Source organism: Klebsiella sp. GW_Kp182 (assembly GCF_040062275.1).
Taxonomy (GTDB): Bacteria; Pseudomonadota; Gammaproteobacteria; order Enterobacterales; family Enterobacteriaceae; genus Klebsiella; species Klebsiella michiganensis.
Genome location: NZ_JBEAFQ010000046.1, coordinates 74,955 through 87,402, shown reverse-complemented (window position 1 = coordinate 87,402; position 12,448 = coordinate 74,955). Strand labels below are relative to the sequence as shown.

At 51.6% G+C, this 12,448-nt stretch carries 9 protein-coding genes; 5 read left to right on the top strand and 4 right to left on the bottom strand.

The window, feature by feature from the left end:
* Window positions 1-2,932, bottom strand: a 2,932-nt coding sequence (locus ABLU88_RS20235; protein WP_348837742.1) for an Ig-like domain-containing protein, incomplete at its 3' end; no start/stop codon positions are given.
* Between the two features lie 602 nt (window positions 2,933-3,534).
* A complete protein-coding gene (locus ABLU88_RS20230) occupies window positions 3,535-3,948 on the bottom strand; it encodes a CoA-binding protein (protein ID WP_014228669.1) in 414 nt (137 codons plus the stop codon).
* A gap of 154 nt (window positions 3,949-4,102) precedes the next feature.
* Between ABLU88_RS20230 and mgsA the strand changes: the two genes are divergently transcribed.
* Entirely contained in the window at window positions 4,103-4,561 is a 459-nt protein-coding gene (gene mgsA / locus ABLU88_RS20225; RefSeq protein WP_014228668.1) for a methylglyoxal synthase, read from the top strand.
* A 28-nt stretch (window positions 4,562-4,589) separates the two neighbouring features.
* On the opposite strand, the gene helD is transcribed toward mgsA, so the two are convergent.
* A complete protein-coding gene (gene helD / locus ABLU88_RS20220) occupies window positions 4,590-6,644 on the bottom strand; it encodes a DNA helicase IV (protein ID WP_049079886.1) in 2,055 nt (684 codons plus the stop codon).
* A gap of 122 nt (window positions 6,645-6,766) precedes the next feature.
* Here helD and ABLU88_RS20215 point away from each other — a divergent pair, with 122 nt between their 5' ends.
* Together ABLU88_RS20215 and yccS are read left to right on the top strand one after the other, a co-directional pair.
* Window positions 6,767-7,213 (top strand): YccF domain-containing protein, encoded by a 447-nt coding sequence (locus ABLU88_RS20215; RefSeq protein ID WP_004849527.1) that lies wholly within the window; start codon window positions 6,767-6,769, stop codon window positions 7,211-7,213.
* Window positions 7,214-7,230: 17 nt separating this feature from the next.
* Window positions 7,231-9,366: a YccS family putative transporter gene (yccS, locus tag ABLU88_RS20210; protein ID WP_046878166.1), complete on the top strand. Its 2,136-nt coding sequence runs from the start codon at window positions 7,231-7,233 to the stop codon at window positions 9,364-9,366.
* Here the strand turns inward: yccS and ABLU88_RS20205 are convergent.
* On the bottom strand, window positions 9,354-9,977 hold the full coding sequence (locus ABLU88_RS20205; RefSeq protein ID WP_046878167.1) for a TfoX/Sxy family DNA transformation protein: 624 nt from the start codon (window positions 9,975-9,977) through the stop codon (window positions 9,354-9,356). The two genes, yccS and ABLU88_RS20205, sit on opposite strands and share 13 nt — an antisense overlap.
* Window positions 9,978-10,439: 462 nt before the next feature.
* Here ABLU88_RS20205 and sulA point away from each other — a divergent pair, with 462 nt between their 5' ends.
* Window positions 10,440-10,949: an SOS-induced cell division inhibitor SulA gene (sulA, locus tag ABLU88_RS20200; protein ID WP_122117201.1), complete on the top strand. Its 510-nt coding sequence runs from the start codon at window positions 10,440-10,442 to the stop codon at window positions 10,947-10,949.
* Between the two features lie 353 nt (window positions 10,950-11,302).
* Entirely contained in the window at window positions 11,303-12,373 is a 1,071-nt protein-coding gene (gene ompA, locus ABLU88_RS20195) for a porin OmpA (protein ID WP_004849520.1), read from the top strand.
* Window positions 12,374-12,448 lie beyond the last annotated feature (75 nt).

Genomic DNA, 12,448 nt, shown 5'->3' with positions numbered 1-12,448 from the left:
CTGAATCCGAATCACTGTCACTATCCGAATCACTGTCGGAGTCGGAATCGCTGTCCGAGTCCGAATCACTGTCAGAGTCGGAATCGCTGTCCGAGTCAGAATCGCTGTCAGAATCCGAGTCACTGTCGGAATCCGAATCGCTGTCAGAGTCTGAGTCACTGTCGGAGTCAGAATCGCTGTCTGAATCCGAGTCACTGTCAGAATCCGAGTCGCTGTCGGAATCCGAGTCGCTGTCGGAGTCCGAGTCGCTGTCGGAATCCGAATCGCTGTCAGAGTCAGAATCGCTGTCGGAATCCGAGTCGCTGTCGGAGTCCGAATCACTGTCAGAGTCGGAGTCGCTGTCGGAGTCCGAATCACTGTCGGAGTCAGCATCGCTGTCGGAATCGGAGTCGCTGTCTGAATCCGAATCACTGTCACTATCCGAATCACTGTCGGAGTCGGAATCGCTGTCGGAGTCGGAATCGCTGTCCGAGTCCGAATCACTGTCAGAGTCGGAATCGCTGTCCGAGTCAGAATCGCTGTCAGAATCCGAGTCACTGTCGGAATCCGAATCGCTGTCAGAGTCTGAGTCACTGTCGGAGTCAGAATCGCTGTCTGAATCCGAGTCACTGTCGGAGTCAGAATCGCTGTCGGAATCCGAATCACTGTCAGAATCCGAGTCGCTGTCGGAGTCAGAATCACTGTCAGAGTCCGAGTCGCTGTCGGAGTCCGAGTCGCTGTCAGAGTCCGAATCGCTGTCCGAATCCGAATCACTGTCAGAGTCGGAGTCCGAATCGCTGTCAGAGTCAGAGTCGCTGTCGGAATCGGAGTCGCTGTCAGAGTCAGCATCGCTGTCCGAGTCGGAATCACTGTCGGAGTCCGAATCGCTGTCTGAATCGGCATCGCTGTCGGAATCGGAGTCGCTGTCAGAGTCCGAATCGCTGTCTGAATCGGAGTCACTGTCAGAATCCGAGTCACTGTCAGAATCCGAATCGCTGTCAGAGTCAGAATCGCTGTCAGAGTCGGAGTCGCTGTCAGAATCCGAGTCACTGTCGGAGTCCGAGTCACTATCGGAGTCCGAATCACTGTCGGAGTCCGAGTCAGAATCGCTGTCCGAGTCAGAATCGCTGTCCGAGTCAGAATCGCTGTCTGAATCCGAGTCGCTGTCGGAGTCGGAATCGCTATCTGAATCCGAGTCGCTGTCAGAGTCGGAGTCGCTGTCGGAATCCGAGTCGCTGTCAGAGTCCGAGTCGCTGTCAGAGTCCGAATCGCTGTCGGAATCCGAGTCGCTGTCAGAGTCCGAATCGCTGTCTGAATCCGAGTCACTGTCGGAGTCGGAGTCCGAGTCGCTGTCGGAGTCGGTGTCATCGCTAAGATCGACAGTTAATATAAATATCGGGGATCGTTCGCTGACGTTGCCGGCCAGATCGGTCACCGTGGTGCTCAGGCTATGGGATCCTTCAGCCAGGGCGTCAGGAGTAAAGCTCCAGCGTCCGTCCTCGTCCGCAATCGCGGTGCCCAGTACGGTATCACCGTCATAAATTGTGATCGTGGCGCCCGCTTCCGCCGTACCGCTCAAGGTTGGTGTATCATCATCCGTCACGCTACCGCTGTTCAGTGTACCCGTGTCTTCTCCTGCATTATCAGTTACCTGCAGATCGCTAACCGGGTTCACTATAGTGTCTACCGTCAGTTCAAACGCCGGCGAACGTTCGCTGACGTTCCCGGCTTTGTCCGTTACCGTAGTGCTCAGGCTGTGGGCGCCTTCCTCCAGACTAGCTGGCGTGAAGCTCCAGCGTCCATCCTCGCCGGCAACCACTGTGCCCAGCACGGTGTCGCCGTCATAGATCGTCACCGTGGATCCCGCTTCCGCCGTGCCGTTCAGGGTGGGCGTCGCATCGTTGGTCAGATCCCCGCTCTGCAGCTGGCCTGTGTGCTCTGCAACATTGTCGGTTACCTGCGGAATGCTGGCTGCCGGCGCAGTGGTATCGATGGTCAGTTCAAACGCCGGCGAACGTTCGCTGACGTTGCCGGCTTTGTCCGTCACCGTCGCGCTCAGGCTGTGGGAACCCTCGCTCAGCTCCGGTAACGTGAAGCTCCAGTTGCCATTTTCATCCGCGACGACAGAACCCAGTTTGGTATCGCCGTCATAAATCGTTATCGTTGCCCCAGCCTCTGCTGTCCCTTTAATCTCCGGGGTCGTATCGTCAGTGACATCACCAGAATGCAGCACACCGGTGATGGGGCCCACATTGTCAATGACCGCTATGTTCTGTGCCGCGGTAGGTAGCTCGGTATCAGTATCGGAGTCACTGTCAGCATCAGAATCACTATCCGCGTCGCTGTCAGCATCCGAATCACTATCTGAATCTGAATCCGAGTCGGAATCACTGTCAGAATCGGAATCACTATCTGAATCAGAATCACTGTCTGAATCAGAGTCGCTATCGCTGTCAGCATCCGTATCACTGTCGGAGTCTGAATCACTGTCAGCATCAGAATCGCTTTCAGAAACCGAAGAGTGGTGGTCTTTGTTTGAGGTGCCGGCGAACATTGCCGCAATACCCAGCAAAGCCGCGCCAGCCATAACCCAACCGGCAATACTTTGTCCCGCGCCACCGGTCGCGATGACTTCTGAAAGATCGCTAATCAGCGAATAGTGTGCCCCATCGGTACCCGCACCTTCTAGCCACCATAGCGCGCCGGTCTCATCATCCATAAGAACCAAATCACTGTGCTGTCCATGCTCATCCACAACGAAAAAGTTTTTAATTGTAACGGTGTCACCGTTTTGGAGTTTTAGAACAAGATCATTACCTTGTCGGGTATATGAACGAATATCCTCACGCTTAACGTGCAGGAGGACCACTGACTGCGTATTGAGATTAACTTGATTGCCATCGACGGTGTATTCAGCACCAGTTTCTTTCACTGTCACATTTATATTTTTCATCAGGTTGCACCCTTGAGATGAAGACGCAGTCAGAGGTATGAGATAATTCTTAATTATGCATCTTATTAGATATACCACTTAACGGAGTCCCGCAAGGTGAAAGCAAAATAATCCAATTACATTCTGTAATAAATTAAATTACTTAAATTACAACAACTTAAAATAATAAACTTACATTTTGAGATGTTAATATAGACCATAAGAAAAATGATTGCTCACGGTTATTACAATGAAGATAAAATCATGGATAATACATTTCTTATATCACCAAACCTCCATTTTAACGCTACGCCAAAAATATCTGTGATATTAGTCATATAAATGACATGAGAAAAAACAATTATTTTTTTAAACTTTAAAATATTTTATAAGGATTCCCCATATATTTTCTATGGTTTATTTATAAGAAATAAATTATCCTCGCAAGGAAATTTTAAGTAATAAGGGAGATAAAACCTGGACGATGCCTGTTAAATCCACAAAGACAATGGGTTTTATTTTAAAATAAAGAAACGTTTCGATGTAGTTTTAATTAAAATATTGACCATTAATAACTTAATCAATATTGATAATAAAAAACCCCGCCAGGCGGGGTTTTAGGTTTAACGGGCTAATCCTAATCGCGGGATCTCTATCGCCGGACAGCGATCCATCACCACGTTTAGACCGGCGTCTCGGGCGAGAACAGCCGCCTGTTCATTGATTACCCCCAGCTGTAGCCATAGCGTTTTCGCACCGATAGCCACTGCCTCCTGGGCGACGCCCCAGGCCGCTTCTGAGTTACGGAAAACATCGACCATATCCACTTTTTCCGGCACGTCAGCAAGCGTGGCATACCCTTTTTGCCCCAGCAGCGTGGTACCCGCAACCTTAGGGGAAACGGGAATGACGTGATATCCCTGCTCCAGAAGATACTTCATCACCCGATAGCTTGGGCGGTCAGGTTTGTCACTTGCCCCCACCAGGGCGATAGTCCGTGTCGAGGTCAAAATACCTGCGATATCGTTTTCTTTCATCATCATCCTCCTGCTATTTAGCCCAAGTGTATGCTAATCCGGATGAACCCGCATGAGTCCTGACCTGCAGATGCGTCAAATTTTTTCATCCCGACGCTTGCAGCAACAGTCACTTCCAGTAATCTGTCTACAGGCCAAAATGTGGAATGAAATGATGGAACTAACAACACGTACCTTGCCAGCACGCAAGCATATTGCGCTGGTTGCTCACGATCACTGTAAAGATATGCTGATGAAGTGGGTCGAGCGCCACCAGCCATTGCTGGCGCAACACACGCTCTCGGCGACAGGAACGACCGGAAATCTGGTGTCACGCGCAACCGGGCTGGAGGTGCATGCGATGCTGAGTGGTCCCATGGGCGGCGACCAGCAGGTGGGTGCGCTGATTTCAGAAGGTAAAATCGATGTATTGATTTTTTTCTGGGATCCGCTAAATGCCGTGCCACACGACCCGGATGTTAAAGCGTTATTACGTTTGGCGACGGTATGGAATATTCCCGTCGCCACCAATGTCTCAACCGCCGACTTTATTATCCAGTCCCCGCACTTCAGCGACCCCGTTGATATCCTGATCCCTGATTATCAGCGCTACCTTGCAGAGCGTCTGAAATAAGCCCCGCTGGCGGCCACGCCGCCAGCCATCATGGCTTTCTTGCTACCGGCACATCCAGCGCCTCTAGCATTTCAACAAACGGCGAAGGTTGCTCTTTATTAAACAACAGCCATACGCGCAGGCGGGCGCGGGTGATGGCGACATACAGCAAACGCCTCTCTTCGGCATCGGGAAAATCCTCCGGCTGCGGTAAGAGCGCCTGCTCCATAATCGACTCACGCGCCGGTGCAGGAAACGCATCATCCCCCTCCTGAAGGCCAAGAATTATGACGTAATCAGCTTGTTGTCCTTTGCTGGCATGAATAGTCATAAAATCGAGCTGCAGATGCGGCCAGCGCGTGGCGGCTTTCTCCAGCGCCGCCGGCTTCAAATGATGATAGCGCGCTAGCAATAAAATCCGCTGCTCTCGTTTGACATAGCCGCTCATTTTATCAAGCAGATCGTCGAGTTTGTCCTCCGCCAATAACGTCACCGCTTTTTTGTCCCCTGCGACCAGGCTGTTTAGTGGTTTCGTTAACTGGTGCGGATTTTGCTGGATAAACCCGTTGGCTATCTCGCCTATCCGGCTATTAAATCGGTACGTCGTATCCAGCGCACAGCAATCCCCTTCGCCAAAATAGTGATTAAAGGCCGTTGTTAAAGAGAGCTGAGCACCGCTGAAACGGTAGATGGCCTGCCAGTCATCGCCAACGGCAAACAGCGTCGTCTGCGTGTTTTGCCGACGTAACGCGGCGAGTAGGGATGCCCGCTGCGGGGAGATATCCTGAAACTCATCCACCAGAATATGCTTCCACGGGCTGACGAACCGCCCTTTATCCAGAATATTGATCGCCTGATGAATCAGGCCGGAGAAATCGACGGCGTTTTCATCTTTTAACGCCGTTTTCCACGCTTTTAGCAGAGGGGCCATCAGCTTAACGCGCTTGCCAAAAAGGTCGCGTACCTCTTCAGGGGCCCCGGCAATCATCTCAGCCTGCGAGCCGCCATGCATACGCATCAAGCTAACCCAGCGGTCAAGGCGGCTGGCAACACGACGCTGCAGCTTTTTGTCCTGCCAGAAATCCCCTTCAGGGATCTGCCACCCCATTTCCTCCTCCAGCCACAATCGCCAGCCTTTCGCCTGCGCTTTTTTCTCCTGGCACTGCTGCTGCCAGCTCTGTACTAAAAGTTTTTGCCGTGCAGCGCTGTCGCTCTCCAGCTTGCTGATCGTCGGGGCTTTTTTACTGCCCTGCTGGATAATGTGCAGGGCAAGGGAGTGAAAAGTACGCGCAGAGATCTCTTCAGTGCCCAGGCGCTCGCGGATGCGCTCATCCATCTCCTGCGCGGCTTGCCGACCAAACGCCAGTAGCAGAATTTGCTCAGCCGCCGCCTCGCCACGGGTCAATAACCAGCCTGCGCGCGCCACTAACACGGAAGTTTTACCGCTTCCGGCACCCGCCAGAACTAATAACGAACGCTCGCCGTTTACGACTGCGCGTGCCTGAGCCGGATTCAACGGCGATGATTCCACTGCGGCAAAAAATCCGCGGTATTGCTCCAGCATGGATTCCGTAAAAGTTTGGTTATGCTCGAGCCTGGCTTTTTCCGTATTACTCAACCAACTCTGGCATTGCCGCCATAGCTCGCGGCAGTTATCAAAAGCATCAAGACGGACTGTCGGCACTGGTAATCCGCTCAGCGCATGGCGTATTTTGCGCTGAATATCGCTTACCTGCTGACGCGTCAACCATTTACCTTCCGCGCTGCAACGCGCCACTTCCGCCAGCTGCTGGCGAAGTACATCAGCGGCAATATCGCTCATTTCCGCGCTCCACTGCTGCCAGAGCGTGTTCAGATGATGGTAAAAACGCTGGGTTTCACTCCATTCGGTACCGTGCAAACGCACAACTTTCTCGCCCGGTAGGGTAAACTCCAGCTCCCCCCAAACCAGCCCACGCTTGCAATGAATTGATAATAACTGATTGAAAGGTATAAGATATTCATGGCTATCACCGGAAACCTTTACTCCGGCATTAAGAAGTTGCACCCTGTCATAAGGATGCTGAGCCATACGCTTGCCCAATGTTGTCGCTCTAAGTTCCATATAATGTCGAATTTCAATCAGGTTGGATGTTTTTAAGTTTAACCGCCAGCGACCGGGTGCTCCAGCGTAAAAAACGCTACAATGGCCGTGCCTTATTATCCACCGTATTAAGCAGAGGGTTTATGCGTACCGTTCTGAATATTTTAAACTTTATCCTTGGCGGATTCGCCACCACGCTCGGCTGGCTTCTGGCGACGCTGGTCAGCATTGTGCTGATCTTTACCCTGCCTCTCACCCGCTCCTGCTGGGAGATAACAAAACTCTCTCTTTTTCCCTATGGGAATGAGGCCGTTCATGTCGACGAACTCGATCCTCAGGGAAAGAATAGCCTGCTAAACGCGGGTGGGACACTATTGAATATTTTATGGTTTATTTTCTTTGGCTGGTGGCTGTGCCTGATGCATATCTTTTGTGGTATCGCCCAATGCCTGACTATCATTGGCATCCCGGTTGGTATCGCCAATTTTAAAATCGCCGCTATTGCTTTATGGCCAGTAGGCCGACGAGTCGTCTCCGTCGAGACCGCTCGCGCCGCGCGTGAAGCCAATGCGCGTCGCCGCTTTCAGTAATTGAATGGAATAGAGAAATGCTCACCCCCCTGCTACGCCGCTATACATGGAACAGTGCCTGGTTATATAACATCAGGATATTTATCGCACTCTGCGGCACGACCGCATTTCCCTGGTGGCTTGGCGAAGTAAAACTCACGATTCCTCTAACACTCGGGGTGGTGGCAGCGGCGCTGACCGACCTTGATGACCGCCTGACAGGACGTCTGCGTAATCTGGCCATTACCCTCGTGTGCTTTTTTATTGCTTCAGCCTCAGTGGAACTCCTTTTTCCCTGGCCGTGGTTATTTGCGGCGGGATTAACCGTTTCAACAATCGGTTTTATTTTGCTCGGCGGCCTGGGCCAACGCTATGCCACCATCGCCTTTGGTGCTTTGTTAATCGCCATCTATACCATGCTGGGCGTTACGCTTTACAGCCACTGGTATCTTCAGCCGCTGTTTTTGCTGGCTGGCGCGGTGTGGTACAACTTACTTACCCTCTCCGGACATCTGATTTTCCCTATCCGTCCTCTTCAGGACAATCTGGCACGCAGCTACGAGCAGTTAGCTCACTATCTGGAGCTTAAATCACGCCTGTTCGATCCGGATATTGAAGATGAAAGCCAGGCTCCGCTGTATGACCTGGCGATAGCCAATGGCCAGCTTGTGGCCACGCTGAATCAGACGAAAGTTTCCCTGCTGACTCGCCTGCGCGGCGATCGCGGGCAGCGCGGAACGCGTCGCACTTTGCAGTATTACTTCGTGGCGCAGGACATCCACGAACGCGCAAGCTCATCGCATATTCAATACCAAACGCTGCGCGATCATTTTCGCTACAGTGACGTGATGTTCCGCTTCCAGCGTATGCTGTCAATGCAGGCGCAGGCCTGCCAGAAACTGTCTCGTGCCATCCTGCTACGCGAACCCTACCTTCATGACACTCACTTTGAGCGCGCTTTTATGCATCTTGACGCCGCGCTCGATCGCGTAAAAGCCAGCGGCGCGCCGGCAGAACAGATTAAGGCGTTGGGATTTTTGCTTAATAACTTACGCGCCATTGACGCCCAGCTGGCGACAATTGAATCCGTCCAGACGACTGTACAGTCCAGTCACAACACGGAAAACCTGTTAGCCGACGACCAACCCGGCAGTTTCAGCGATATCTGGCTGCGCCTGCGCAGTAATATGACCCCAGAGTCAGCTCTGTTTCGCCATGCGGTTCGAATGTCATTAGTCCTGTGCGCAGGTTATGCATTTATCCAGTTAACCGGACTGAACCACGGTTACTGGATATTGCTGACCAGCCTGTTCGTATGCCAGCCAAACTATAACGCCACTCGTCACCGGCTGGCGTTAAGGATAATCGGTACGCTCATCGGCGTAGCGATAGGCCTGCCGGTGCTGCTTCTCGTCCCTTCCGTCGAAGGCCAGCTGCTTTTAATTGTCCTGACCGGCGTGCTGTTCTTCGCGTTCCGTAATGTACAGTACGCCCATGCGACCATGTTCATTACCCTTCTGGTTTTGCTGTGCTTTAACCTCCTGGGGGAAGGTTTTGAAGTCGCCCTACCGCGTATATTTGATACGCTGATCGGCTGCGCTATCGCCTGGGCCGCAGTCAGCTTTATTTGGCCAGACTGGAAATTCCGCAACCTGCCCCGAGTACTTGAACAAGCAATCAATGCCAACTGCCGATATTTAGACGCCATACTCGAGCAATATCATCAGGGGCGCGACAACCGTCTTGCCTATCGTATTGCGCGAAGAGCGGCGCACAGCAGGGACGGTGAGCTGGCATCCGTTGTATCAAACTTATCAACGGAACCCAGAGCGGGCTCGCAAATGCGGGAAACCGCTTTTCGGTTGTTATGCCTGAACCACACTTTTACCAGCTATATCTCCGCCCTGGGCGCACACAGGGAAAAGCTGACAACGCCAGATATCCTGGCGCTGCTGGACGATGCCGTTTGTTATGTTGATGACGCGCTGCACCACTCACCGGCCGATGAACAGCGGGTACAGCAAGCTCTAACAAGCCTGCAAACCCGGATACAGCATCTTGAACCTCGTGCCGATAGCAAAGAGCCGTTAGTGCTTCAACAAATCGGGCTGCTACTGGCGCTGCTGCCAGAGATTTGCCGGCTACAGCGACAGGTTGAGATTCAACCTGAATAGCTCTCACTCTCCCGCATCTGTTCCGTTGCCCACTTCTCAAGCTCCTGACGCTGCTGCGTCGGGAGCGTGGCCGCGTGGACGCCTTCAATAGCCCCCTGTAAGGAATAAAGAATATTCACCGTTAGCGCTTTATTTATTTTTCGTAACCTCAACCAGGCTTCTTTGGCCCCAATCTTACGCAGCATCAATTCATCCGTAATGCCTGAATTAATCAGCTGTAGTTCCATATGAAAACTGATATTTGGCAAATTTTTTAATCTTCCGGAATGTCGCTGCCGATGTTTTTCATGACGCGCGCTCTGTAATGACAGCGCCGATAAATGAAAAAGCATTTTGCTATCCCGCCAAAGTTCCTCATCAATATGATAATACTTCAGCGCGACCAGACGACCATTCTTCTGCATCTTCAACAGCGGGTTTTTATGCGCCACGCGGTACTCCGCGCTCTGCTCGCAAACCCGAAGATAGATCTCTCCCTCAGCCATCATGGCAAACACGGTATTATCTATCGCCAGGCTATAGCCACCAAATAAGGGCCGACAGCTTATTTTTCCTAATGGAGACAAACATGCCCGAAACTGATGGATCCTAAGACATATAAGTTTCTTCATGATTATTCCTTTGTTAATCATGTAAATAAGACATAAATGTGCTAACGGATCCGTTAAAAGAGAAAATAAGTGACTTCTCTTCATGCGGCAACATGAATTATCTGTTCATTTTAATCAGCGTGTTTTTTTGCGAGCCGCTTTCAGAAAATAGTCATTTGATGAAGTTAAACGCGGGAAAGATAAAATGCTTAATTAATATTCATCACAGTAGCGTACAGAGAGCAGGGCATCCCTGTTCGCTCATAGACCGTTAATGCCATCATTTATGAGAAGAATTTAGCCAGCAAGAAAGCGCGACAACCATGAATTCACATTGTGTACGCGCGGACATCCGATGCGACCGGTTCGGGTTCACTCCCGGCGACGTACAAATTTCATCCAGCAACAGAGAAAATAGGGTTGATCTTTCACCCGGCCGCATATACTGTATATGCATACAGTAACCCACAGGCGGGATAGACTATGTTTACATCAGCTCACGCAAATCGTTCAACACTGACTTCTACTTCAGTACGTCGTCGCTCTCATGACGCTGCCGAACAGCCAGCTAATGGGCTGATCAGTGAAATAGTCTATCGAGAAGACCAGCCCATGATGACGCAGCTGCTATTGCTTCCTTTATTACAACAGCTTGGCCAGCAATCGCGCTGGCAGCTCTGGCTGACGCCACAACAGAAGCTGAGTCGTGAATGGGTGCAGTCGTCCGGTTTGCCGCTGTCGAAGGTGATGCAGATCAGCCAGCTCTCCCCCGCTAACACCCTGGAATCCATGGTTCGCTCACTGCGCACGGGAAATTATAGCGTCGTTATTGGCTGGCTATCAGAAGAACTGAGCATTGAGGAACATGAACGCCTGGTTGCCGCTGCAGAAGAGGGTCACGCGATGGGCTTTATCATGCGTCCGGTAAGAAATACCAATCAGCCAGGCAGACAACTTTCTGGGCTAAAAATTCACTCAAACCTGTATCATTAACCGAGTTTAGGATTAATCCTGGAATTTTTTTTGCCCTGGCGCGAGATGGGCTTTCTTGAACGGCATTTTTGTTAAAATGCTTGTCTGATGCGGCTTCGCGACTTTTTTTGCCTCGATTAAGTTCAACCGTATTGGTTAAACATAGCGTACACAACCCTTTTTTTTCATATGCCTGACGGAGTTCACACTTGTAAGTTTCGAACTAAGTTGTAGACTTTACATCGCCAGGGGTGATCGGCTTACGCTGCATGTATCAGCATAGTTAACAACAAGTCACGCCCCGGGTGAAGGATTTAACCGTGAGGTCTTCTGAACCTTCATGGCGAATTTTGGATGATAATGAGGCGCAAAAAATGAAAAAGACAGCTATCGCGATTGCAGTGGCACTGGCTGGCTTCGCTACCGTAGCGCAGGCCGCTCCGAAAGATAACACCTGGTACGCAGGTGCTAAACTGGGCTGGTCCCAGTATCACGACACCGGTTTCTACGGTAACGGTTTCCAGGGCAACAACGGCCCGACCCGTAACGATCAGCTGGGTGCTGGTGCGTTTGGTGGTTACCAGGTTAACCCGTACCTCGGTTTTGAAATGGGTTACGACTGGCTGGGCCGTATGGCTTACAAAGGCAGCGTTGACAACGGCGCTTTCAAAGCTCAGGGCGTTCAGCTGACTGCTAAACTGGGTTACCCGATCACTGACGATCTGGATATCTATACCCGTCTGGGTGGTATGGTTTGGCGCGCTGACTCCAAAGGTAACTACGCTTCTACCGGCGTTTCCCGTAGCGAACACGACACTGGCGTCTCCCCGGTATTCGCGGGCGGCTTAGAGTGGGCTGTTACTCGTGACATCGCAACCCGTCTGGAATACCAGTGGGTTAACAACATCGGCGACGCTGGCACCGTTGGTACCCGTCCTGATAACGGCATGCTGAGCCTGGGCGTATCCTACCGCTTCGGTCAGGACGACGTTGCTCCGGTTGTAGCTCCGGCGCCGGCTCCGGCTCCAGAAGTGACTACCAAGCACTTCACCCTGAAGTCTGACGTTCTGTTCAACTTCAACAAATCTACTCTGAAACCAGAAGGCCAGCAGGCTCTGGATCAGCTGTACACCCAGCTGAGCAACATGGACCCGAAAGACGGTTCCGCAGTTGTTCTGGGCTACACCGACCGTATCGGTTCTGATGCCTACAACCAGCAGCTGTCTGAGAAACGTGCTCAGTCCGTTGTTGATTACCTGGTATCCAAAGGTATCCCGGCTAGCAAAATCTCTGCTCGCGGTATGGGCGAATCCAACCCGGTTACTGGCAACACCTGTGACAACGTGAAAGCTCGCGCAGCTCTGATCGACTGCCTGGCGCCGGACCGTCGTGTAGAAATCGAAGTTAAAGGCTACAAAGACGTTGTAACTCAGCCGCAGGCTTAAGTTATCTCGTTAATAAAAAACCCCGCGATGCGGGGTTTTTTTTACCTTAAATTCCGCTATCAAAAAGCAGCAACG